Below are 22,955 nucleotides of genomic sequence, written 5' to 3'. Positions count from 1 at the left end.
TCATTGGGCGAGCTCGTCCAATGACCTTTTTACTATTGCTCATTTGCCATCTGGTAAATTTTAATAATATCCTCCAAATAAAGGGGTTTTAGGGTTCCTACAACCCGTTTTCCGTAACGGCAGCATTTCTGGGCCATTTCCTCAATCTGGGCCTGGCTGAGCTTGCCAACGCCCAATTGCGCCAAGTTAACGGGCATTCCTATTGCAGCAAAGAAATTCTCAGTTTTTTGAATTCCTTCCAGGGCTGTTATTTCAGGATCAACGGGATCAAGCAAGCAGTCCCATACATTAATGGCGTATTGTACAAAGCGGTTTATGTCAGACTTCATGACATAGCGGGCCCACCAGCACCATACGGCAGCCAAACCAGCACCGTGGGCTACATCAAACATACCGCTCAGTTCATGCTCAATGGCATGGCAAGAAAAATCGGCATTGGCCCCCAGACCTGTTAAATGGTTATGGGAAATACTGCCGGACCACATTACTTCAGATCTGGCTTTGTAGCTTTTGGGGTCGGCTAAAGCAATTTTCCCATATTTGATGGTATTGCGAAGTACCTGCTCTGCAATACGGTCTGTAAGCTCATTTCCCTTATTGGTACAGAAATAGCGTTCAATGGTGTGCATCATAATATCAACAATACCACAGGCTGTCTGGTAGGGAGGTAGTGTATAGGTCAGCTCAGGATTCATCAGAGCAAATTTGGGTCTGATTAAATGGCTGTTAAAGCCCTTTTTAAACCATCCTTCTTCATTGGTAATCACACTGGAACTACTGGTTTCGCTGCCAGCAGCTGCAATGGTTAAAATGGCCCCCACAGGCAAACAGGCAGTGGGAACAGCCTTGCCATCATAGATATCCCAAATATCAATTTCAGGGTTGGCCAGGGCCAATGCAATAGCCTTGGCTGAATCAATCACGCTGCCTCCGCCAACAGCCAAAAGAAAGTCTACCTTTTCCCGGCGGCATAGCTCTGTGGCCTGCCGAACTAAAGAAAGCCTTGGATTAGGAACAACACCACCTAAAGTAATGTAATCGATGCCGCACGCCCGAAGACTTTCCTCAACCCTGCCTAAAAGGCCCGATGCCTTGGCGCTGTTTCCTCCGTAGTGAAGCAGCACCTTGGTACCGCCCCAGGTACGAATCTCTTGTCCCGCTCGATCTTCTACTCCCTTTCCAAATATAACCTTAGTGGGAGAATAGAACTCAAAATGATTCATGAAATTCCTCCTTCCTGTTTATAGCGTAGCTCCCTGCCCCTTAATATGGGACACCATTTTTTTGTCCTCCTCATTGATATGGCTCACTAGCCATTCCACAATTAAAAGCTTTAGTCGGTCTATTAGCTGTTGGTCAATGCCTCCTAGACCTATTTCCTTAGTAATTGTATGTAGCTCGTCCACCAAATACCGGTGATGCTTACGATGCTTTTCAACCTCGGGGTAGTGGTATTGAAGCATTAGCTTTTCCTCTTCGCTAAAATGCTTATTCACATATTGAACGAGAAAGGAAAAGGCCTCCTTAACCTTTGATGCAGGTGTATCGTCTTCAAAATTAAAAATCTCATCTGCCTTTTCAAAAATTGCCTGATGCTCTTGATCGATGGAGTCTACACCAATGGCTAAATCTTTTGTCCACCACAGCAAGTTCATTCCTCCCTTATCATCAAAATTGCTAATATTTATTATCATTGTATCATCAGATGAGGACAAAGGGAACGTAAATTTTCCTGCAAAAGGTCTACAATCATTGAAAATTAATAGATTGTTAAGAATTAGAGCTATTGTGATGCCCCTTATCATAGGATATAATATAAGTGTATCAATCATTCCACCAGTTGAACAATCAACCAAGGAGGGGAAGCTTAATGGAGCTGGTTACAGGCTTGTTTAGATTTTTTTATATTTTCCTGATCATTCGGATGGTATTGAACATCTTTCTGAATATCAAGCACAGAGCCATTATTAAGGAACAAATGGAAGAGGCTCAACGAAGGGCCTTGATAGAGGCTAGAGAAGAAGCTGAAGTAAAAAAAGAACCCATTACAATGGTAGAGGATAAAATATGCGGTACCCATCTTCAAAAAGAAAAGGCGTATATTATTATGAAGGGTGAGGAGCCCCATTATTTTTGCAGCTGGGAATGCAGAGATAAATTTATTCGTGAAAATCTAGATTAATATTAGTTAATTTGTGGTAAAAGAAATAAGGGAATGTAAAACCGCGAGAGGAGTACGATAATGAATATCTCTTTTTTTCTGACACCAAAAAAAGACGTTGTTTATGCTTCAGTTAATTCAACAATGAGACAAATATTAGAGAAAATGGAATATCATCGTTATACAGCCATACCGTTAATCGATGAAGAAGGTAAATATGCAGGTGCCATTACAGAAGGAGATCTTCTTTGGCAGCTAAAGAAAACTGCTGATCTGGATGTAAGGAAGCTGGAACAAATTAACTTAAAGGATGTGCCTAGGCATAGAATGAATAAATCTGTATCGATCAATTCCAATGTTGAGGATTTAATTATGGCAACCACTTATCAGAATTTTGTACCGGTGGTGGATGATCAGGGAATTTTTATTGGGATTATCAAACGAAGTGATGTAATTCGTTATTTCCATAAAATGCTCCGGGAAAAGGGGCTGCTTCAGGAATTACCTTCGAAAACTAAAGAGGAAGAATTTTGGGTGCTCCATTCCAACGAGGTAAAGGAATTGGTTGGAGCAAAGGGATAGTTAGAAGCAATGGAAAAAGCAGGTGGACAAACCTGTTTTTTTCATTGTCTGCTATTCAAAAAAACTTTATAATAATCTGGAACATTTATCACTATAGGCCGTCTAATTAATAAGGTGGAATTCACCTTTCTATTGAATGCAATAGAAGCTGCCTATAAAGAAAAAGGAGGTAGATTTTTATGAAACGAAAGCTAATCGTCGGAATGACAATACTTAGCCTGACAGGGGCGATGCTATTGGGGTGTACCGGCAACAAAACACCCAATGAAGAAAACCCCCCGGAGCAAAAAAACAACGAGGCAGCCATCATGGAAGAATTTGATGCCCTGGTAAAAAATCAAGATCTGGCAGGGATGATTGAACATTTACAGGAGCATATCGACTCCCTTACAGAGGAAGATGCCACTGAGATGGTTCTTGAGCTGGAAAACGTACAAAAAGAACAATTATCCGCCCTTGAGGAACGATATTTTTCAGATGGAACCATGCAGGGAAAACTAATGGAAGTCTATGAAAAAAATCAGTGGTCCTTAGATTTAGAAAAAGTTGAAGATGAAGATTTAAAGACGCTTTTGACAGACACCATCAATCAGGGGTATAAGGTTGAAACTGCTGAAGGAACCTTTTTCCCGATCATTGATTATGGCATCACTGCCCAATTTGGAGATTATTTGAAGCAGGACATTAAGGATTATTTGGAATTAATGAAGACAGAATCAGACAATGTAGCAGTGAAGGACGCTGCAATTATCATTGAATGGTCAGAGGTGGCCGACAGAGCCTTGAAACAGCAGGAATTTTTAGCCCTTCATGGAGAGTCAGACAGGGCTAAGGAGATTTCACTACTCTTTGATCAATACGCCAATCTGTTGGTTTATGGAGCCAATAATACCCCGGCCTTTTCCTATGACAATAAAAAGCTTGAGCCGGAATTAGAAGAGATTTACCAGAACCTTGCCGACGGTGAAGAAGGTACTTTAAAAACCCTCTTCGTGGACTATTTAAAGGTATTGGAAAGGAACCAGTTTACCATAAACGACGAGATTAGTGCATATCGAGATCAAATGATTGATTCACTTAACGATTGATTGAATTGAATATTCCATAAAAAAACACCTGTTGCCTAACTGGCAGCAGGTGTTTTATATTACTCTAAAATATAATATGGGCAATGAATACCACAATCGGCAAGGTAATTAGTGTCCGTTCGATAAAAATAATGATTAAATCCTTCAGGGAAACAGGTACCTTAGAGCCCAGCAGTAGTCCCCCTACCTCTGACATATAGATTAATTGGGTAACAGAAACACAGGCAATGACAAAACGGGTCAGTTCACTTTCAATTCTGCTTCCAATAACAGAGGGTAAAAACATATCCGCAAAGCCCACCACAAGGGTTTGGGCGGCCTCGGCGGCCTGGGGCACCTGAAGGGCCTTTAATAATGGAATAAAGGGAAGTCCAAGCCATTGAAAGACTGGGGTAAATTCTGCAATAATCAAAGCCAGGGTACCAAAGGCCATAACAATGGGTGTAACACCAAGCCACATATCCAATACGTTTTTGAAGCCATCCTTAAAGAATTTTGTGTAGTCATTATTTTGTTCAGCCCTGGCAACAGCTTGATTTAATCCCCATCCAAGGGTGGAATAACCCTTGGGTATTTCCTCATTGGTTCCTTTGGCAGCCTCCTGAAAATAGGTATCAGGCTTTTTAGAAAGGGGAGGAATTCGGGGAGTAATAATGGCGGCCACAAAGCCTGCAAAGGTAACGGTTAAATAAAAGGGAAGGAATAAATGCCCTAAATTCACCTGTGAAATGACCACAAGACTAAAGGTAATTGATACAGCTGAAAAGGTGGTACCAATAACAGCCGCTTCCCTCTTGGTATAGTATCCCTCTTCGTATTGCTTGCTGGTTAACAGTACCCCAATGGTACCATCTCCAAGCCAGGAGGCAATACAGTCAATTGATGACCGGCCTGGGAGCTTAAAGATAGGTCGCATGAACTTGGTTAATAGGGTACCGACAAATTCCAATAGACCGAAATTCAGAAGCAAGGGCAAAAATAATCCTGCAAATAAAAATACTGAAAACAAAACCGGCAATAAATCAAACAGCAGCATACCACCGGTATCACCAGACCATATCCACTCTGGCCCAATCTGCAAAAGGGTTGAAATGGCAAATATACCACCAATTAGCCTCGAGATAAACCAAAGGGGGCCCACGTTAAACAGCGTACTAAAAAAGCTGCTATTTATTATAAAGGCCGGCTTAAATAACTTTGTCAGCACCGTTCCTACTAAAGTAATGGTGATTAATACCACTGTAAGGGTGGGAAGCACCTCAGAAAAATTATCTAAAATAAAGTTAGATAGTAGTGCAATAGGAATAGTGATCTCACCATTAATAGAGATAGGCACCATAAATAACATGACCCCGATTAAAGAGGGGAGTATAAATTTCAGTAATCCACCCGATGAAATATTATTTTTGGTCATGAAAACACTCCTTATACTAGTATCCTGCGTCATTTAAATGATCAGAGATAATCCGTTAATTTAGTTGACGCAGGGCATTGTGTAATATTTATGCAATGATATTAATTTTAATACTAAATGCATAAATATTCAATAGCTTTCATACACCAATCTTCTCAAAAATCATTAATTTTTTGTAATGCTTTTATATGTAAGTAAAGAAAGCATTACTGTGCAATCCAATATTTAGGTTGAAAGTAGTCGGTATAAATTCCGTAAACCCCCAAGTCCCTTAGGGATTCATAAGCCCATAGGTCGTTAACTGTATGAACATAGGTGGGAATTCCCAGTTCATTAAGGGCCTGGGGCAGCGTAGAAAGATCCCGCTCTAGGGGAATGGTCAGAGCAAAAAGGGGATTGTTCACTGCGAAGCTGATAACCTCTTCTTCAGTGGTATTCATACGGTACAAGGTTAAAATGATATTTTCATAGCCAAAGTTTTTCACCCTGCTATACTCATCAAAGCTATAAATCTGAGGAATCACCTGCTTAGCCATTTCAGGGTAATAATGTTTTATCCAAGCCAGGGTACGGGCATTATCTTCCTTAACATCTGTAATAATAAATGCATCGGGGTGCCTTTCAAGCCATGCCGATAAATCAGCTAAGCTCATGGGAGTAAGGCCAAAAAGGGTAGGCATGGTTTTAAATTCCTCCAGCGAAAGAACGCCTCTGGCGCCGGGGAAAATACGACTGACCATTTGTCCCCAGTCATGAATCAAAACGGGCTGTCCATCCCTTGTCCAATTAAAATCCAGCTCAATTAACCGAAATCCATTTTTGTAGGCAGTATCCAGGGCCTCCAGAGAATTGGTGTAACGAAAGCCGTAGATTGCGCCTCCGGCATGAGCCACCAGGGGCTGAGGTTCAGGAACAAGGGGAGCTTGATAGGTATTGCTTTCCTGAGAAAAGACCATCTGGGGCAAGGCCACCAGCATGACAACCAATAAAACTAAAACCTTTTTTTTCATTTTAAAATGCCTCCATATTATGTTTAATATACATTTAGTATAAGGGTTTAAAAAGGAAATGACAATGGAAGAGCCAACGGGCTAAAGGGTAGAATTAATAGCTTTAAGTATAAGCGATAATAATCCTATGCTTCCTAAAATATAAATGAGATAACCTTTTTTATTACCCTTCGCTATTACTTCTTTAGTCGCTATTAGGAATAAAATTAGAATTAAAAAAATAAAGCCTAGGTTAAAAAAAATATCTATGTCTCTGTAAACAAGATATAGAAAATTAAAAATGATGGTACCCATTAAAAAAACTTTATCTAATATGGTGTACAACTTTGAATCCTTATTTCTTAAAACCAGCAAGCTTCACATCTCCTCCAATAACATTTATAAAAACACTTTTTTATTATAGCATATGAAATTTATGATGTGGAAGTTGAGCTATTAATAATTATATAATACAATATTTCCATAGTGCAGGAAATAATAGAGGGTTTATTAGGAGAAAAAACAAATGATGAAAAAAATTTTTATCTATATTAGTGCAATAATGATGATCGTATTTTTAATATACTTTTATCGCCAGGCTTCCTATAGTAGCATCATTACTTCAGGATTCATCATAGAAAAATCAACAGATGGAGACGTGAATTACATAGATCTAAAAAAAGTAGGAGAAACAAAGGAAGAGTTTGTTATTGACAGAATTATAGTAAAAGAAAAAAATACATGGAATTTAATAGATGTAAACAAGGCTTATTGGATTGTTTATTTTAGCAGAAACGGGAAAGATTTTCAATTAGAGGAAATTCAAGTTAATGAAGAATTTGAGCATATTTTTAAAGAAGAGTTTGGTATTGCTGATTAGGTATTAATAAAAAAATTGAAGGACTATCGAGTCCTTCAATTTTAAGTGATGAGGTAAAACTATAAGGAGCAAAAGCATCTATTTTAATTGCTGATACCTTTCGTTGACATAATTCCAGTTAACCACATTCCACCAGGCGCTAATGTAGTCGGGTCTTCGGTTTTGGTAGTTAAGGTAATAAGCATGCTCCCAAACATCAAGGCCTAGTAAAATGCGCTTTCCTTCCATTATCGGGCTATCTTGATTGGGGCTGGAAACCACCTCTAATTTTCCAGAAGCATTGATAATCAGCCAGGCCCAGCCGCTGCCGAAACGGGTGGCTGCTGCCTTGTTGAAAAGCTCCTTAAACTGATCAAAGCTGCCAAAGGTCTGATTAATTTCTTCCAACAGCTGGCCCTTTGGTAAGCCGCCTCCATGGGGGCCCATCACCTTCCAGAAAAGGTTATGGTTATAATAGCCACCGCCGTTATTCCTTACGGCCTGCTGAATTTCCTTGGGAAGCTGATCAAGGGATTGAAGCAGTTCCTCGATGTCCTTTCCCTGAAGCTCGGGGTAAGGCTCAAGGGCGGCATTTAAGTTGTTAATATAGGCCTGATGATGCTTAGTATGGTGAATTTCCATGGTGGCCGCATCAATGTGGGGCTCCAGGCTATCATAGGCATAATCTAATTGTGGTAATTTATAAGTCATTGAAATTCCTCCTTAAAATCTTTTCCGTATTTGAATCTACTGGTAATATACCCTTGGTTTATAATAATAATCATTATCAATTAAAATTTATTTTTAAATTTTTCTATTGACATCAATGGGTGAATCAAATATAATTATCAAATAAATCGAATAACTCTTATCAAGAGAGGTGGAGGGAAGGGCCCAATGAAACCCAGCAACCGGTATCGTACCAGGTGCTAATTCCTGCAGTCATAATGGCTGAAAGATAAGGGAGGAAACTGTTAACAGGCCTCTTTTATAAGGGGCTTTATTTTATTAAAGTATAAAAGTATTTCTTGAAAACACAATTAAATAGCTCTTATCAAGAGAGGTGGAGGGAAAGGCCCGATGAAGCCCAGCAACCAGCACAGCCAGTGCCAGGTGCTAATTCCTGCAGTCGTTGAGACTGAAAGATAAGAGGCCTAATTATTTTTAAGCCCCTTGATCTTTTAAGGGGCTTTTTTTCTTATAGATCAAATATATATCAAGAAAGGAAGATTGACATGGCTGAAATCAGCAGTCGCTTAAGCTATTTCACAGATTCAATTATCAGAAGAATGACCAGAATCGCCAATTCCTACGGAGCAATTAATCTTTCCCAGGGGTTTCCTGACTTTGATCCGCCCCGTGAATTGATAGAGGCCCTGAAAGAGGCTGCTGAGAAGGGGCCCCATCAATACGAAATTACCTGGGGCTCCCAGGCCTTTCGGGAGGCGTTGGCACAGAAACAATCTAAGCTGATGGGGATTGAAATTAATCCCCAAACAGATATCGTAGTTACCTGTGGCAGCACCGAGGCCATGATGGTGGCCGTAATGACCCTGTGTAACCCCAATGACAAGGTCATCGTTTTTTCACCATTTTACGAAAACTATGCTGCCGATGCAATTTTATGCGGGGCAGAGCCCATCTATGTTCCTTTAAAGCCACCCCACTTTACCTTTGATCGAAATGAGCTGAGAAATGCCTTTCAACAGGGGGTTAAGGCCCTTATCCTTTGTAATCCCTCTAACCCCACGGGTAAGGTCTTCACCCTTGAAGAATTGGAGTATATAGCCAGCCTGGCAGAAGAATTCGATACCTTTGTAATTGTTGATGAAGTTTATGAGCATATTGTCATGGAGCCCCACCGACATATCTATTTTGCAGCACTGCCGGGTATGTATGAAAGAACGGTGTCCTGTAGCTCACTTTCTAAAACCTATTCTATTACCGGCTGGCGGCTGGGGTATTTGATTGCTCCCGATCACATTACCGAGGGGGCAAGGAAGGTTCACGATTTTCTCACGGTAGGGGCCTCGGCTCCTCTACAGCAGGCAGCCCTGGCAGGGCTGAGGCTCCCCGATGAGTACTATGCATCACTACGGGCAAGCTACAAAGAAAAACGGGATCTTTTTCTAAAGGGGCTAGATGAAGCGGGCCTTCGCTACACCACGCCCCAGGGGGCCTATTATGTGATGGTGGACATTTCAGAGTTTACCCAGGATGATGATGTGGAATTTTGTGAATGGATGGCCCGGGAGGTGGGGGTTGCGGCTGTACCGGGCTCCAGCTTCTTCAAGGAGGATATACGTCATTTAATTCGGTTTCATTATGCTAAAAAAAATGAGACCCTACTGGCGGCCATTGAACGTCTGAAGCTGTTAAGGGAAAAGGCAGGGCTTAAGTATCGTAATCAGGAGGTGATTTAATATGCGGCAGTATCATTTCAAGTACGGAAGTCGTCAGTGGGAGGTTGCCCTTAAGGAGGAAAACATTATTAATATCTTGACTCCAAAGGACTCTAGCCCCATAGATAAGATAGAAGAAAAGATTAGAGAAAGGCTTGATCGGCCAATAGGAACCGGCCCCCTTAGGGAGCTTGTCAAGGCTAAGGATAAAATAGTAATTATTGTCAGCGATATTACTCGGCTTTGGATTAAAACCGCCGTATTCCTGCCGGTTATTGTGGCATATCTCAATGAATTGGGAATAGAAGATGAGGATATCACCGTCATCATTGCCCTAGGTTCCCATAGACCCTCAACTGAGGAAGAAAAAAGGGCCATTGTGGGTGATGGCATCTATGAAAGAATTGAAATCATTGATCATAATTGTAATGATGAAGACCAACTATGCTATTTAGGGGAATCGAGCCGAGGCACCCCTATTTATATTAATAAAAAAGTCGTAAAGGCCGATCGGGTAATTTTAACAGGGGGGATTGTCTTTCATCTCTTCGCTGGCTTTGGCGGCGGTGCTAAGGGTATCGTCCCCGGTGTGGCGGGAATACAAACAATTCAGCAAAACCATAGACTGACCTTCCTGCCTGGGGAAGGAACCGGGCTGAACTCCAATGCTTGCTCCAATAAAATTGAAGGAAATCCCATGCGTGAAGATATTACGGAAATATGCCGGAGGGTGGCCCCGGATTTCCTCTTTAATGCGGTATTAGATGCCAACGGCCGCTTCATTGATTTTGCTGTGGGGGATTTTGAACAGGCATGGCTGAAGGGCTGTGAAACCATTCGGCAGCTCTACGGAATCAATATAAAGGAGAAGGCAGATATCATTATTGCCTCTGCCGGGGGGTATCCGAAGGATATTAATTTATACCAAACCGTCAAGACCATGGATAACTGTATTTACGGCGGTAAAGAAAACAGTGTGATGATACTGCTTTCAGAATGCAGAGACGGCCTGGGGGCAGCCGAATTTATGGAGTGGTTTCAATACCAAACCCTCGATGAAATGGAATCTGCCTTAAAAAAGCATTTTACAGTACCAGGTTACGCTGCCTATAAAACGGCCTATGCCGCCAAGTATCGGAAAGTCATTCTAATTTCCTCCCTGCCAAAAGATACCGTCAAGGAACTGGGAATGATTCCGGCCCAAGACCTTAATGAGGCCCTTGACCTGGCATATCGGTTTAGTCCGCCCAACCCTAAAATTTCACTAATGCCCTATGGAGGAAATACCCTGCCGATTTTTGAATAAAATAATACCCCGGTCTAAGGCTAACGGCCAGACCGGGGTTTAAATTGGCTAAATTTAATTAAAATTCCACAATCCATCCCTCTGGGGCTTCAACCTCACCGAATTGAATACCGCAAAGAGTATCGTAAAGCTTTTTGGTAATAGGCCCTACCTCTGTTTCACTATGGAATACATGAAGTTTGCCCTTGTATTCAATACCACCAATGGGAGTAATTACTGCCGCTGTGCCGCAGGCACCGGCTTCTTTAAATTCGTCCAGCTTGTCGACGTACACATCCCTTTCTTCGACCTCCATGCCCATGTATTCCTTTGCCAGGTGCATAAGAGAATACTTTGTAATACTTGGCAGAATTGAAGGAGATTTAGGGGTAACAAATTTATTATCATGGGTAATACCAAAGAAATTAGCTGCTCCCACCTCTTCAATTTTAGTATGGGTCATAGGGTCAAGGTAAATACAATCAGCAAAGCCCTTTTTCACAGCCAGCTCATGGGGATACAGGCTGCCGGCGTAGTTTCCTCCCACCTTGGCCGCTCCGGTACCGAATGGTGCTGCCCGGTCATAGTCAGAAATAATAAAGTTTACAGGAGCCATACCGCCCTTAAAGTAAGGACCTACGGGTACGCAGAATATACAGAATAGAAACTCAGGCGCTGGCTTTACACCAAGATTGTCCCCTACCCCAATCACAAAGGGTCTTAAATACAATGTTGCGCCGGTACCATAGGGAGGAACATAGGCTTCGTTTGCCTTTACAACTTGAATACAGGCATCAATAAATTTATCTTCTGGTACTTCAGGCATCATGATTCGTCTACAGCTATTATTTAAACGCTTGGCATTTTGATCAGGTCTAAATAACTGAATTTTTCCGTCCTGACGGCGATAGGCCTTCAAACCTTCAAAGCATTGTTGTCCATAATGTAATGCTGTTGAGGCCTCACTAATTGTAAGGGTGTTGTCCTCCACAAGGGAGCCCTCATCCCATTGCCCATCCTTCCATTTTGAAACGTAGCGTAAATCAGTCTTCATGTAGCCGAATCCTAATTTGCTCCAATCAATGCTAACAGTTTTCATCGAATCCCTCCACTAATAAAATTCTAAAAAGCTGCAACCAGGGGAATGAAAAGGTTTTCATAACCCTATTCACTACTTTATACATTTATTATAGCATAAATTTCATAAAATCAATTAAAATTAGCTGTAAACCACTATATTCGTAAAATTTTAAATATTATAGAGTATATACAGTATTATATATTTTTATCATTCAATCATTGTTGGAAAAGATTAATAAATGATAAATTTCAACAGAGCCCTTGTAAAATTTTTGTTAATTCAATAAAATAGAGGTTAAGCATAATGGTGTCATAGCCAACCAGCTTATGGTCTATTTAGTTGTAAAAAAGAAAGGGTGACCAATATGATTGATACTTTAAAGGAGCGACTTTCCAGAGGATTTGGTTGGGTACTGCTCTTTATTATATTAACACTGGTAAAGCAATTAATGGTTGAATCGATGATGGGTATACCTTGGCCTGGCTTGGGAGCTTCCGCTCTAAATCTCCTGCTAATTGTCATATTGTATCATATCATTGCTGCCATGTCCCCCAACAGGCTCAGGCCCTATGGTCTCTTGGGATTTTACAGTCTGATTACCCTTCTGCTATATGCAGATTTAGTACATTTTCGATATTTTCAGATGCCGATTTCAGTTTATTCCTTTCAGCTGGCCAGTGCAGTAGGCTCGGTAAAGGGGAGTATTCTGCAGCTGGTTCATTTTAAGGACTTACTTTTGGCTGTTGACCTGATTGTGCTGGTATTTTTAATGATAAAAAGAGGTAATGAGGCCCATGTCCTCAATAGGAGTCAACGGTTGAGGCAAGGGGCTTTGGCCCTGGCAGGTCTGATTTTATTAGTGGCTGTTAACAGCGGCCTTTCTATTGGATTCCATACGCCGGAGCGGCTTGGAATATTGAATTATCATTTCTATGACCTACAACAATATATAGGAGGTCAGGCCTCCCAGGAAGAAGGCAGCCTTCAGGCTTACCTGGATAAAATAGCAAAGACAAGCCAAAACCAAAAACACTTTGGTGTCGCCGCTGAGCGGAATGTTATTGTCATTCAGGTGGAATCGATGCAAAATTTTGTATTAAATCTGGAGGTAGAAGGACAGGCCATTACTCCTGTGATGAATAGCATGATTGCTGGTGACAGTCTATATTTTCCCCACTATTACCAGCAATTGGGGAGGGGAAATACATCAGATGCCGAATTTGTCAGTCAAAATAGCCTGTATCCATCAATGCATACCTACTCCTTTAAGGAATATGAAGGACATGACCTCTATTCTTTGCCTATTTTGCTGAAGGATAGGGGCTATGAAACCATAGGCTTCCATGGTAACACGCCGGATTACTATAATCGGGAGGGAATGTACCCTCAATTGGGCATTGATACCTTTATCAGCAGTGCCGAGCTGGAATCAGACGAAGTAATTAGCATGGGAATCAGTGACGGCTCAGTATTCAGGCAATCCCTAGACTATTTAGAGGAAATGAATGAGCCCTTTTACAGCCTGTATGTCACCCTAACCAGCCATGGGCCCTTTAAAATACCCCAAGAATTACAGGCCCTAAGCTTTGAGGGCCCTATTAAGGACACCCTGCTGGCAGATTACCTTCAGTCAATTAATTATTTTGACAGGATGCTGGGAGAATTTATTGAAGGCTTGAAGGAGAGGGGAATCTATGACAATACCATTATCGCCATCTATGGTGATCATTTCGGTATTGATATAAGAAATGATGAACTAAAGGCAATGGCCTCCGAGCTTCTTGGGAAAGATTATGATTATGATGAGTTTTTAAAGGTAGGGCTGCTGCTTCATATACCGGGACTTGGAAAGGCAGAAACCTATGAGATCGCCGGCGGGCAAATTGATTTTTACCCAACTATGCTTAATCTATTGGGGGTACAAAGCCAAGGATTATTTCTAATGGGCCAGGACCTGGTAAATGGAATCGAAGGCTTTGTGGCGAGTCAAACCTATATGATAAAGGGTTCATTCATTGACAATCAAACTATATTTGAGATGTCAAGGGATGGCGTTTTTGAAAACAGCAGGGCCTGGAATGTTCATACCCATGAACCGGTGGATGTAAAAAGCTGTCGGGAAGGCTATGAGCGGGCCCTACAGGAAATTAACCTTTCAAATTACGTACTGCATAATAACCTGGTGCGGGAGGTAAATGAAGAATTTGAAAGGAATCAAATGATCCACTATGTAGATATAGAAGACTATTGGGCTAAGGAAGAAATTGTTGCCCTGTTTGAGGAAGATGTTTTAAAAGAGGCAGTAGATGGAAGATATTATCCAGAAAGACCAATTTTAAAGGGTGAGCTCATTACCATGCTGGGCAGAGCCTTCCATTGGCTAGACAATGCTGATGAAACAGGGGATGATGAACACTATGCTCAACCCTATATCGAGGCAGCCCAGGCCCAGGGGCTCCTTACCAAGGATGAAAATCGCAGCTTTGAACCTGATGAGGAGGCAAGGTTTGACGATTTGCTTCGGTGGATGAAGAAATTTCCCCAGTACAAAGAGGTTATCTTAAACTATAAAACCAATGAAAAAAAGGTTATTGAGCGGGGAGTGGCGGCAAAGCTGATCTATGAATTTACCCATATGGAAGATGGACTCAATAGTTAAAAAGTTGAAAAGACACAGGCAGGATCCTTACCACGCCTGTGTCTTTTTTAATTAAAAGCAAAATGCCTTTTACCTAAGGTAAAGTTAAAATATAGGGAAGGAATGATGATAGGCCCTATCTTCAATTTTATCATATGTTGAAGGGCAATTTTTGTGATAATTAATTATCATCTAATTTAATATGGCAATAGCCCTTGGGGTTTTTAACCAGGTATTTTTGATGATATTCCTCAGCATCATAAAAACAAATCAGTGGCTCTATTTCAGTCACGATGGGGTAGCTATATTTATTCTGCTGTTCATTACGGGTTTTTTCAATAGTTTCCCGGTCGGCTGGGTCGATATAGTAAATACCTGTTCGGTATTGATGACCAATATCGGGGCCCTGACGGTTAACGGCTGTAGGGTCAATAATCCCCCAGAAACGGTTTAGAAGGGCTTCAAGGCCAATGGTTGATTCATCATACATCACAAAGCATGCCTCAGCATGGCCTGTATGGCTGTTGCATACCTGTTCATAGGTGGGACTTTCCACATGGCCGTTGGCATAGCCCACCTTCGTTTCAAGCACCCCTTTGATTCGGGAAAGGTATGCCTCTACGCCCCAAAAACAGCCCCCCGCAAATACAATTTCCTTCATGCTTTTTCACCCTCTCTTTTTATTAGCTTCCCATAATATACCCCAACGAGAGATACCTTACCATCAAAAATACAAAAACCAAAAAATTACAAGGGATTCCCTAGTAAATGTAGAAATATAGGAATATAAGGATTAAACCAGCGTTAAATGTAGAAATATAGACAAAAAGGGAGAGAAGGATGAGAAGTAATCGAATGAAAAAATTCAAAAAGCAAAAGAAAGTTATTAGATCAATCCTGCTAATTATTATTGGCCTGGTGGCAGTTTTTTTTCTGTGGAAGCAGCCCTTTCGGGTTGTCGCCGATGAATACCAGGGTAAGGTGGATACGGCGGCGTTGATGGATATGGATGCCATAGGGGCCCTAAAGGAGCTTGAGGCCATCGGAGGTACCCCGAAGTCCAGGGAATTGGATATTTTAATGGCCCTGGGTAAACGGAAGGATGCCATTGGTTATTTGGCTAATTTATCTCTGGGGCAGTATGCCGCCGGTGAAGGGAAGGATGCCAGTCAATATTATGAGCAGGCCCTTGCCCTTTACAGTACCCGGGAAATTAAACTGAGGCTGGCCGGTGAAATTTTGGCCCAGGGAAGAAGAGAAGCCGCAGAGGAGCACTATGTTGCCCTGCTGCCGGATCACGATGCCCTAAAGGCCCTTGAGGACATGGGAGTGGCTTCTCAACAAATCGCTGGGTATTTAAAGGACAAAGGCCTTTGGAAGGCTTTGCTGAATTATATCGAAGAAGCAGAAAAGCTAAATGAAAATCAATGGGAAGCCAGGGATTTGCAAAAGGCCATGGCCCTGGCAGGGCTGGGGCGCTATGAGGAAGCGCTGTTGATATTGGAAGCACAGCAAGCCCAGGGGGGCCTTGATGAAGAATTAAGCTGGTGGTATGGCAGAGCGCTGGAGGCCCAGGGAGACGAAGCCGGTGCCATCAAGCAGTATCGGGCCCTGGGAGAACGAGGTGCCTATCGGTTAGGGCTGTTGCTTGAAAAAGGAGAAGAACCCATTCAGGCCGCCCATACCTTTACAAAGAGTAAGGAACGAAACAGCCTTTGGAGAGGAGCAAGGCTTTGGGATCAGCTGGGAGAATGGGAGAAGGCTGTTGAAGTCTACCGGGAATTAACCCAAACTCCAGGAAACTATCAAAAAGATGCTGCCTATCGTGCCTATATTCTGCTCAACCGAAATGGACAGGCAGAGAAGGCTGAAGAGATGGTAGCCCTGCTTAAGGATCAGCCTGCCTGGATGATGCGCCTGGGCCGAGAAGCTGAATGGCCCCTTGAAGAAGTAGTAGAGGATGATCATTCCGGTATTGTAGCCAAGATTGAGGCATATCACCGTATTGGAAGGGAAGACCTGGCAGCGATAGAGCTGGCCATTGCAGAAGGTCATGGCGATTATCAAACAAAGCTTTCCATAGGAGAGTGGTTTCTAGCCCAAAATAACTATAGTGAAGCGGTAAAATGGGGAATTCGTGCCCTAAGGGATACCCCTGGAAAGGGGGCCTATTACCTGACCTATCAACGGCCCTATGAGGATTTAGTACTGGGGGCCGCCCAGGAGTTTCAGGTGGACCCTTATTTAATCTGGGCAATCATGCGTGAAGAGAGTCATTATCATGCCCAGGCCAACTCATGGGTTGGCGCCAGGGGGCTCATGCAGATCATGCCTGCCACAGGGCAGGAGATTGCAGGGCGCCTGGGGGTAACGGTGAAGGACGAAGATTTATTGAAGCCTGAAATTAATATTCGATTTGGCACCTACTATATAAGCCGAATGATAAATATGTTCTCGGGGGATCTGGATAAGGCCCTGGCGGCCTATAACGGAGGTCAGGGGAATGTTAGAAAATGGGAAAAAAGCGATTTGGGTACTCACCCCCAGGATTTCCCTACGGCCATTACCTTTTTAGAGACCCAGCAATATATTACCAAGGTACTTAACAGCTACTATACCTACCTTTGGTTATATCAGTAATTGTCTTTAAGAAAAATTAACTTAAGAGGCCTTAAATTATAATGACTTTTCCTTGAAAATGGATTATAATTTTTATTGCTAACCAACAATCCATTGAAAGGACTTTCAAAAATGAAGCATGAAAGAAATTTAACAGAAGGAAGTATTTCAAAGGCCCTAATTGCCCTGGCGCTGCCCATCATGGGCACCTCTTTCATTCAAATGGCCTATAATATGATTGATATGATATGGATAGGAAGACTAGGAAGCATTTCTGTGGCTGCCGTAGGGGTTGTAGGCTTTTTTACCTGGCTGGCCATGGCCTTTATTATGCTGCCCAAGATAGGTGCAGAGATAGGGGTTTCACAATCCCTTGGGAAGGGCGATAAAAAGGGTGTAAAGCGTTATGTTCGCCACACCATACAGCTGATAGTCTTTTTAGCCCTGGTCTACAGCCTTGTACTTATCCTTTTTCGTGACCGACTGATTGGATTTTTTAATCTGGAGGACCCGGAGGCTGTTACCCAGGCAAGGGATTATTTTACAATCATTACAGCTGGCCTTATTTTTTATTTTGTCAACCCTGTATTTACAGGTATACTGAATGGTCAGGGGGATAGCAAAAGTCCCTTTAAAATTAATGTAATAGGTCTGGTAATGAACATCCTATTAGACCCGGTGCTGATCTTTGGCCTTGGGCCCATTCCCGCCATGGGGGTCAGGGGGGCTGCCTTTGCCACTGTTTTTTCGCAATTAGTTGTAAGTCTGTTCTTTATCAGCTCTCTTTTTAAAAAGGGAATATTGTCAAAGGACCTGGATCTATTTAAAATGCCAGATTGGGGATTCTTAAGGGCAATTATTCGGTTAGGGCTGCCGGCAGGACTTCAAAGTGGATTATTTACCATTTTTGCCATGGTGATTGCCAGAATTGTATCCCAATGGGGTGATACTGCCATTGCTGTTCAAAAGGTGGGTTCCCAGGTAGAAGCCATCTCCTGGATGACGGCGGGGGGCTTTTCTACGGCATTGGGTACCTTTGTGGGGCAAAATTTTGGGGTGAAAAAATGGGAACGAATTTATAAGGGCTATTTTATTGGTTTGGCCATTGTTGGCGGTATAGGCATTGGCGCTACCTTGCTTCTGGTATTGGGGGCCAGACCGGTTTTCTTCTTCTTTATTCCCGGTGAAGAAGCAGGCATTGCCTATTTACGGATCTTAGGGCTTTCACAGCTATTTATGTGCATGGAAATTGCCACTACCGGAGCCTTTAATGGCCTTGGAAGAACGGTTCCCCCATCGATTGTAGGAATTGTAATGAATGCCTTAAGAATTCCTTCAGCCTTGATACTTTCAAAATACCTGGGTTTAAATGGGGTATGGTGGAGCATCAGTAAGACCAGTGTTTTTAAGGGAATGATTCTAACCACTTGGTTTATAACTCTGCTGGTGAAAAAATACCGCCAGGCTGGTAATCATAGGGGAACGGAACCCCACCAGCAGAATTTATCCCTTGAAGGCTAAAAAAGAAAAGGTTGATGGTATCAAATCCCATCAACCTTTTTCAGTTTTACTGTTTCCTCCAGGGCCTTAGACAATTGATCGGCACAGGAGGTATCCTTATTGCCACAAGGAATTCCCCTTAGTTTTTCAATGGCTTCATCTACCTCCATGTTTTCAATTAGTCGGGTAAGGGCCAGTAGGTTGCCAGGGCACCCTCCATGAAAAACCACGTTTTTGACTCTGTTTTGATCAATGTGAAAGGTAATCTTTTTACTACAGACTGCAGTCGTGGTATAGCTGTACATAATATACCCCTCCTATAATGTTCTCTATTTAATATTAAAGAATTGTCCAGGGGGTGTCAAGCTACGGCGTAACCCCACTCTTTGAAAATTGATCCATTGGAAAAACCTCCCTTTTCTGCCTTTGTTCTAACACGATTTTAGAGCATATGTCATAAGACCTGCCAGTGGAAGATGATCTTTCCCCTTTAAGAAAATAGTACCTGGGGCCTATCATCAAACTGCCTGTTGACATATACCGGGATTGCCCCTATGCTTTAAAGATAAGGAAGGGATTTTACTACTATTTTTATATTTGATGAATATATTTTAAATATAACTTGTCTACAGAATTGATAAGGGGGAAAACAATGAAACGGGTTAAGGTAAAGCACCTATTGATGATTGCTGCCCTGGTTGTAACTGTAAATGCCATTATCATGGCAGAATTTTTTCAAAGAAGACAAGAAATTATCCTGTCGGCTGCCGCTGTAGAGGCAAGCCCCAATGAAATAGAAGAAATAGAGGATAAGAAGCAGCATGATCCTGAAGCAGCCATAGAACAGGAAGAAGCCCGAAGAATGGTAAAGGTTACCCAGGATGATTTGGATCAAATATTCCAACAAAGAGAGGAACGAGTGGCTTATTTAACCTTTGACGATGGGCCTTCCCCCAATAATACCCCCAGGATTTTGGAGATTCTTGAGGAGGAGGGAATACAAGCCACCTTCTTTGTTTTAGGAAAACAGGCAGAAATGTTTCCCGAATTGGTTAAAGAAATCCATTCAAAGGGCCATGTAATTGGAAACCATACCTATTCCCATCGATATAAGCAAATTTACAGCAGTATAGAGGCCTATATGGAGGATTTAAAACGAAGTGAGGTTATTCTTAAGAATATATTGGGTCATGACTATGATCTAAGGCTAACAAGATTTCCCGGTGGCTCCTTTGGAAAGGGGAAGGCTCCCTTTCGTGAGGCCCTGAGGGAGGCAGACTACGTACACATTGATTGGAATGTATTGAATGGTGATGGTGAAGTCGTTACCCCTACAATCAAATATCTGATGACACGTTACAAGGCCACCCGAAAGGATTCTGGAGCCATGGTTATACTAATGCATGATTCCCATTCAAAAACCACCACCGTTGAAACATTGCCGGAAATCATACAGGATTTAAAGGAATCGGGCTATCGGTTTGATATATTGCCCAGAACCGTCGAAGCTCCAGCGGTTACAAAACTTGATGACAGCCACCTGTTTTAGGTGGCTTATGTATTTTAGCATGATTATGCTAGAATATAGATAAGTGGCTTACTGGTTTTGAAATTGATGATAGGGCAGGGGGGAAAATATGCAGAAAACCCAGATAAAAACAATAAAGGTCTCCGTCAGACAGCTGGTGGAATTTGTTATGAGGGGTGGCGATTTAGATAGTCGTTTAATGGGGAGTGATCGAGCCCTTGAAGGGACCCGGGGACATCAAGCTGTACAAAAGGGTTATGGCCCCCAGGATCAAGCCGAGGTGACGCTGACCTATTCCACAACTCTAAGGGACTGTGAAATAGAGGTTAAGGGCCGAGCAGACGGAATTTTAATCGAAGAGGGTCAAGCTATTATTGATGAGATTAAAACTGTTACCAAGCCATTGGAGGGGCATGAAGAAATGGATAACCAGCTTCACTGGGGGCAGGTAATGGTATATGGCTTTATTTATGGCCAGCAGAAGGAATATCAGGAAATTACCCTACAGTTGACCTATTATCATATTGCAACAGAGGAAACCAAGAGGGCCAGAAGGGTGTATCAGCTCCCAGAACTGGAAGCCTTTTTTTACGATTTACTTGATGCCTATATCAGATGGGGAGAACAGATTATTCAATGGCGTCAGGTCAGAGACCAAAGTATCAGCCAATTAGATTTTCCCTTTACAAGCTATCGAAGGGGTCAGCGAAACCTGGCTATTGGAGTTTATCGAACCATAAAGGAGAAGAAACGGCTCTTTGCCAAGGCTCCTACAGGAATAGGAAAGACCATGTCAACCCTCTTTCCTGCCATTAAGGCCATGGGTGAAGGGCACTCTACCAAAATCTTTTATCTGACGGCTAAGACAATTGCCCGCACAGTGGCTGAAGAGGCGATAGAAAAGCTGCTTTCCAAGGGGTTAAGACTAAAGACCATTACCTTGACGGCCAAGGATAAAATCTGCTTTGAAAAGGATGCCCGGTGCAACCCTGAAGAATGTGTTTATGCAAAGGGGCATTTTGATCGGCTTAATCAGGGCCTTCAAGACCTGTTCCAGGCTACAGATTGCTATACCAGAGAAGTTGTTGAGCTGTATGCCCAAAAGCATCAGTTGTGCCCCTTTGAATTTTCCCTGGAAATAGCCCTGTGGGTTGATTGCGTGATCTGTGATTATAATTATGTATTTGATCCAAGGGTGTATTTAAAACGATTTTTCTGGGAAAACAAAGAGCCCTTCACCTTTCTGATCGATGAAGCCCATAACTTGGTAGACCGGGGCAGGGAAATGTTTTCTGCCGCTTTAACGAAGCAGGCCTTTCTTGATATGAAAAATATAATGAAAGAACAGGGACAAGCCGTAGCAAAGGCTGCTAATCGGGTGAATTCTCAAATGCTGAAGCTAAAAAAGCATTGCGGTGAAGAAGCTCTCGTTGTCGATAAAAGGGCTCCGGAGGAAATCTACAGCAGTCTCTATCAATTTATTGAGGTAGCTGAAGCATGGCTGTTGGAGCATGACAGAAACCAAGGGCATGAAGCCCTGTTGGAGCTATATTTTAATGTAGTTAGCTTTTTAAAAATATCAGAGCTCTATGATGAACGATATGTAACCCTTGTGGAGCAATCAGGGCGGGATCTCAATGTTAAGCTTTATTGTGTTGATCCGTCCTTTCTGTTAAGGGAAGCAGTCAATCGAGGAAGCGCAGCGGTTTATTTTTCCGGAACCTTGACCCCAATAGACTTTTATAGGAACCTATTGGGGGGTGAAGAATCAGACTATGTCGTCACTCTGGGCTCCCCCTACAAAAAAGAAAATTTACAGGTACTAATAGCCAATCGAGTATCGACAAAATATAAACAACGCCAGAAAAGCTATGAAATCATAGCAGACTATCTTTATCAGGTCATTCAAGCCAGGGCGGGAAATTATTTTGTCTTTTTTCCCTCCTATCAATATATGGATGCAGTATATCAGTGCTTTGGAGAAAAGTATCAACAGATTAGAACCCTTAAGCAGGCACCCCTTATGATGGAAGAAGAACGGGAAGCCTTTATTAATGAATTCACCAGTCAAAGGGAAGAAACTTTGGTGGGATTTGTGGTTTTAGGGGGAATTTTCTCAGAAGGAATTGATTTGCCGGGGAAGAGCCTCATAGGGGCCATCATCGTTGGTGTTGGTTTACCCCAAATATGTCCCGAGGTGGACGTGATTAAGGATTATTTTCAAGATAAAAACAATAACGGCTATGGCTATGCCTATCAGTACCCCGGTATGAACAAGGTTTTGCAGGCAGCTGGTAGAGTTATCAGAACAGAGACGGATCAAGGAATTGTATTGTTGATTGATGACCGGTATACCAGTGAAAGCTACCAGAAAATTTTACCCAGGGAATGGTACCACTATCGTCTGATTAGCAGGCCCAAGGAAATTAAAGATATTTTATATGACTTTTGGAATCAGAAACAACCCAAGCTTTAACTGCCATTGAAAGATCATTTTTAACTGATTTTTAACATAATGATAATCATGCTATTATTTTAAATGAGATAAGATTAAATAAAGGTCATTACATTTTTGATAATGGAGGGCTGTCAATGTTAAATGGATTGAAAATTAGGGAGATGAGAAATTCTAAGGGATATACCGCCGGCGATATGGCTCGTTTTACTAAAATATCCAAGAGCTATATAGAAGAGCTGGAAAGGGGCGATAAGTTAAATCCTTCCCTCGACAAGGTCGTTACCATTGCCAGATTTCTAGGAATAAAGGTGGATGAAATAATTATAGATGTTGAGTAAAAAGCTTCAGGCG

At 42.1% G+C, this 22,955-nt stretch carries 21 protein-coding genes and 2 riboswitches; of the genes, 13 read left to right on the top strand and 8 right to left on the bottom strand.

Annotated features, from left to right (window positions below; genetic code table 11):
- Positions 1-32: 32 nt before the first annotated feature.
- Both ACYQ1I_RS05325 and ACYQ1I_RS05320 read right to left on the bottom strand, forming a co-directional pair.
- The gene (locus ACYQ1I_RS05325; RefSeq protein ID WP_459763101.1) at positions 33-1,223 is read right to left on the bottom strand and encodes an iron-containing alcohol dehydrogenase; all 1,191 of its coding nucleotides are present in this window, start codon (positions 1,221-1,223) and stop codon (positions 33-35) included.
- An 18-nt stretch (positions 1,224-1,241) separates the two neighbouring features.
- On the bottom strand, positions 1,242-1,649 hold the full coding sequence (locus ACYQ1I_RS05320; protein WP_459763099.1) for a bacteriohemerythrin: 408 nt from the start codon (positions 1,647-1,649) through the stop codon (positions 1,242-1,244).
- Here ACYQ1I_RS05320 and ACYQ1I_RS05315 point away from each other — a divergent pair.
- From ACYQ1I_RS05315 to ACYQ1I_RS05300, 4 genes are all read left to right on the top strand, one after another.
- A complete protein-coding gene (locus ACYQ1I_RS05315) occupies positions 1,621-1,896 on the top strand; it encodes a hypothetical protein (RefSeq protein WP_459763097.1) in 276 nt (91 codons plus the stop codon). The two genes, ACYQ1I_RS05320 and ACYQ1I_RS05315, sit on opposite strands and share 29 nt — an antisense overlap.
- Positions 1,871-2,182 (top strand): hypothetical protein, encoded by a 312-nt coding sequence (locus tag ACYQ1I_RS05310; protein ID WP_459763095.1) that lies wholly within the window; start codon positions 1,871-1,873, stop codon positions 2,180-2,182. Before ACYQ1I_RS05315 ends, ACYQ1I_RS05310 begins: the two co-directional genes overlap by 26 nt.
- Positions 2,183-2,242: 60 nt before the next feature.
- On the top strand, positions 2,243-2,743 hold the full coding sequence (locus ACYQ1I_RS05305; RefSeq protein WP_459763094.1) for a CBS domain-containing protein: 501 nt from the start codon (positions 2,243-2,245) through the stop codon (positions 2,741-2,743).
- 179 nt (positions 2,744-2,922) lie between these two features.
- Positions 2,923-3,831: a hypothetical protein gene (locus ACYQ1I_RS05300; protein WP_459763092.1), complete on the top strand. Its 909-nt coding sequence runs from the start codon at positions 2,923-2,925 to the stop codon at positions 3,829-3,831.
- Positions 3,832-3,895: 64 nt separating this feature from the next.
- Here ACYQ1I_RS05300 and ACYQ1I_RS05295 read toward each other — a convergent pair whose 3' ends face one another.
- Positions 3,896-5,245, bottom strand: a complete 1,350-nt coding sequence (locus ACYQ1I_RS05295) for a YjiH family protein (protein WP_459763090.1) — start codon at positions 5,243-5,245, stop codon at positions 3,896-3,898.
- 206 nt (positions 5,246-5,451) lie between these two features.
- Positions 5,452-6,255 carry a glycerophosphodiester phosphodiesterase family protein gene (locus ACYQ1I_RS05290; RefSeq protein ID WP_459763088.1) on the bottom strand — a complete coding sequence of 268 codons (804 nt, stop codon included), beginning with the start codon at positions 6,253-6,255 and terminating at the stop codon, positions 5,452-5,454.
- A 505-nt stretch (positions 6,256-6,760) separates the two neighbouring features.
- Between ACYQ1I_RS05290 and ACYQ1I_RS05285 the strand changes: the two genes are divergently transcribed.
- Positions 6,761-7,114 carry a hypothetical protein gene (locus ACYQ1I_RS05285; protein ID WP_459763086.1) on the top strand — a complete coding sequence of 118 codons (354 nt, stop codon included), beginning with the start codon at positions 6,761-6,763 and terminating at the stop codon, positions 7,112-7,114.
- A 78-nt stretch (positions 7,115-7,192) separates the two neighbouring features.
- On the opposite strand, the gene ACYQ1I_RS05280 is transcribed toward ACYQ1I_RS05285, so the two are convergent.
- Positions 7,193-7,804, bottom strand: a complete 612-nt coding sequence (locus ACYQ1I_RS05280; RefSeq protein WP_459763084.1) for a superoxide dismutase — start codon at positions 7,802-7,804, stop codon at positions 7,193-7,195.
- A gap of 154 nt (positions 7,805-7,958) precedes the next feature.
- Positions 7,959-8,058: riboswitch (SAM riboswitch) on the top strand.
- A gap of 83 nt (positions 8,059-8,141) precedes the next feature.
- A riboswitch (SAM riboswitch) is annotated at positions 8,142-8,245 on the top strand.
- A gap of 83 nt (positions 8,246-8,328) precedes the next feature.
- On the opposite strand from ACYQ1I_RS05280, the gene ACYQ1I_RS05275 reads away from it, so the two are divergent.
- Both ACYQ1I_RS05275 and larAH10 read left to right on the top strand, forming a co-directional pair.
- Complete coding sequence (locus tag ACYQ1I_RS05275) at positions 8,329-9,516, top strand: pyridoxal phosphate-dependent aminotransferase (protein WP_459763082.1); 1,188 nt, start codon at positions 8,329-8,331, stop codon at positions 9,514-9,516.
- A 1-nt stretch (position 9,517) separates the two neighbouring features.
- Entirely contained in the window at positions 9,518-10,801 is a 1,284-nt protein-coding gene (gene larAH10 / locus ACYQ1I_RS05270) for an NPN-dependent 2-hydroxyacid racemase, LarAH10 family (RefSeq protein WP_459763080.1), read from the top strand.
- A 58-nt stretch (positions 10,802-10,859) separates the two neighbouring features.
- On the opposite strand, the gene ACYQ1I_RS05265 is transcribed toward larAH10, so the two are convergent.
- Positions 10,860-11,879 (bottom strand): branched-chain amino acid aminotransferase, encoded by a 1,020-nt coding sequence (locus ACYQ1I_RS05265; protein ID WP_459763078.1) that lies wholly within the window; start codon positions 11,877-11,879, stop codon positions 10,860-10,862.
- Between the two features lie 346 nt (positions 11,880-12,225).
- Between ACYQ1I_RS05265 and ACYQ1I_RS05260 the strand changes: the two genes are divergently transcribed.
- Complete coding sequence (locus ACYQ1I_RS05260) at positions 12,226-14,520, top strand: LTA synthase family protein (RefSeq protein ID WP_459763076.1); 2,295 nt, start codon at positions 12,226-12,228, stop codon at positions 14,518-14,520.
- A gap of 160 nt (positions 14,521-14,680) precedes the next feature.
- Here the strand turns inward: ACYQ1I_RS05260 and msrA are convergent, their stop codons facing one another.
- Complete coding sequence (msrA, locus tag ACYQ1I_RS05255; RefSeq protein ID WP_459763074.1) at positions 14,681-15,160, bottom strand: peptide-methionine (S)-S-oxide reductase MsrA; 480 nt, start codon at positions 15,158-15,160, stop codon at positions 14,681-14,683.
- Positions 15,161-15,339: 179 nt separating this feature from the next.
- Between msrA and ACYQ1I_RS05250 the strand changes: the two genes are divergently transcribed.
- Positions 15,340-17,139 carry a lytic transglycosylase domain-containing protein gene (locus tag ACYQ1I_RS05250; protein ID WP_459763072.1) on the top strand — a complete coding sequence of 600 codons (1,800 nt, stop codon included), beginning with the start codon at positions 15,340-15,342 and terminating at the stop codon, positions 17,137-17,139.
- Between the two features lie 111 nt (positions 17,140-17,250).
- The gene (locus tag ACYQ1I_RS05245) at positions 17,251-18,639 is read left to right on the top strand and encodes an MATE family efflux transporter (protein ID WP_459763070.1); all 1,389 of its coding nucleotides are present in this window, start codon (positions 17,251-17,253) and stop codon (positions 18,637-18,639) included.
- A 20-nt stretch (positions 18,640-18,659) separates the two neighbouring features.
- Here ACYQ1I_RS05245 and ACYQ1I_RS05240 read toward each other — a convergent pair whose 3' ends face one another.
- The gene (locus ACYQ1I_RS05240; RefSeq protein WP_459763068.1) at positions 18,660-18,923 is read right to left on the bottom strand and encodes a TIGR03905 family TSCPD domain-containing protein; all 264 of its coding nucleotides are present in this window, start codon (positions 18,921-18,923) and stop codon (positions 18,660-18,662) included.
- A 347-nt stretch (positions 18,924-19,270) separates the two neighbouring features.
- Between ACYQ1I_RS05240 and ACYQ1I_RS05235 the strand changes: the two genes are divergently transcribed.
- The 3 genes from ACYQ1I_RS05235 (at position 19,271) to ACYQ1I_RS05225 (ending at position 22,942) form a co-directional block, all read left to right on the top strand.
- Positions 19,271-20,167 (top strand): polysaccharide deacetylase family protein, encoded by an 897-nt coding sequence (locus ACYQ1I_RS05235; RefSeq protein WP_459763066.1) that lies wholly within the window; start codon positions 19,271-19,273, stop codon positions 20,165-20,167.
- Between the two features lie 88 nt (positions 20,168-20,255).
- The gene (locus ACYQ1I_RS05230; RefSeq protein WP_459763064.1) at positions 20,256-22,622 is read left to right on the top strand and encodes a helicase C-terminal domain-containing protein; all 2,367 of its coding nucleotides are present in this window, start codon (positions 20,256-20,258) and stop codon (positions 22,620-22,622) included.
- A gap of 116 nt (positions 22,623-22,738) precedes the next feature.
- Positions 22,739-22,942: a helix-turn-helix domain-containing protein gene (locus ACYQ1I_RS05225; protein ID WP_459763062.1), complete on the top strand. Its 204-nt coding sequence runs from the start codon at positions 22,739-22,741 to the stop codon at positions 22,940-22,942.
- Positions 22,943-22,955: the final 13 nt, after the last annotated feature.

This window comes from Alkaliphilus crotonatoxidans, assembly GCF_054658015.1.
Note: the sequence above shows the minus strand (reverse complement) of the source record. Positions and strands in the feature narration are given on the sequence as shown.

Coding starts and splice junctions, on each gene's coding strand:
- ACYQ1I_RS05325 (WP_459763101.1), bottom strand. CDS start 1,223: ATGAATCATTTTGAGTTCTATTCTCCCACTAAGGTTATATTTGGAAAG.
- ACYQ1I_RS05315 (WP_459763097.1), top strand. CDS start 1,621: ATGGCTAAATCTTTTGTCCACCACAGCAAGTTCATTCCTCCCTTATCA.
- ACYQ1I_RS05310 (WP_459763095.1), top strand. CDS start 1,871: ATGGAGCTGGTTACAGGCTTGTTTAGATTTTTTTATATTTTCCTGATC.
- ACYQ1I_RS05305 (WP_459763094.1), top strand. CDS start 2,243: ATGAATATCTCTTTTTTTCTGACACCAAAAAAAGACGTTGTTTATGCT.
- ACYQ1I_RS05300 (WP_459763092.1), top strand. CDS start 2,923: ATGAAACGAAAGCTAATCGTCGGAATGACAATACTTAGCCTGACAGGG.
- ACYQ1I_RS05295 (WP_459763090.1), bottom strand. CDS start 5,245: ATGACCAAAAATAATATTTCATCGGGTGGATTACTGAAATTTATACTC.
- ACYQ1I_RS05290 (WP_459763088.1), bottom strand. CDS start 6,255: ATGAAAAAAAAGGTTTTAGTTTTATTGGTTGTCATGCTGGTGGCCTTG.
- ACYQ1I_RS05285 (WP_459763086.1), top strand. CDS start 6,761: ATGATGAAAAAAATTTTTATCTATATTAGTGCAATAATGATGATCGTA.
- ACYQ1I_RS05280 (WP_459763084.1), bottom strand. CDS start 7,804: ATGACTTATAAATTACCACAATTAGATTATGCCTATGATAGCCTGGAG.
- ACYQ1I_RS05275 (WP_459763082.1), top strand. CDS start 8,329: ATGGCTGAAATCAGCAGTCGCTTAAGCTATTTCACAGATTCAATTATC.
- larAH10 (WP_459763080.1), top strand. CDS start 9,518: ATGCGGCAGTATCATTTCAAGTACGGAAGTCGTCAGTGGGAGGTTGCC.
- ACYQ1I_RS05265 (WP_459763078.1), bottom strand. CDS start 11,879: ATGAAAACTGTTAGCATTGATTGGAGCAAATTAGGATTCGGCTACATG.
- ACYQ1I_RS05260 (WP_459763076.1), top strand. CDS start 12,226: ATGATTGATACTTTAAAGGAGCGACTTTCCAGAGGATTTGGTTGGGTA.
- msrA (WP_459763074.1), bottom strand. CDS start 15,160: ATGAAGGAAATTGTATTTGCGGGGGGCTGTTTTTGGGGCGTAGAGGCA.
- ACYQ1I_RS05250 (WP_459763072.1), top strand. CDS start 15,340: ATGAGAAGTAATCGAATGAAAAAATTCAAAAAGCAAAAGAAAGTTATT.
- ACYQ1I_RS05245 (WP_459763070.1), top strand. CDS start 17,251: ATGAAGCATGAAAGAAATTTAACAGAAGGAAGTATTTCAAAGGCCCTA.
- ACYQ1I_RS05240 (WP_459763068.1), bottom strand. CDS start 18,923: ATGTACAGCTATACCACGACTGCAGTCTGTAGTAAAAAGATTACCTTT.
- ACYQ1I_RS05235 (WP_459763066.1), top strand. CDS start 19,271: ATGAAACGGGTTAAGGTAAAGCACCTATTGATGATTGCTGCCCTGGTT.
- ACYQ1I_RS05230 (WP_459763064.1), top strand. CDS start 20,256: ATGCAGAAAACCCAGATAAAAACAATAAAGGTCTCCGTCAGACAGCTG.
- ACYQ1I_RS05225 (WP_459763062.1), top strand. CDS start 22,739: ATGTTAAATGGATTGAAAATTAGGGAGATGAGAAATTCTAAGGGATAT.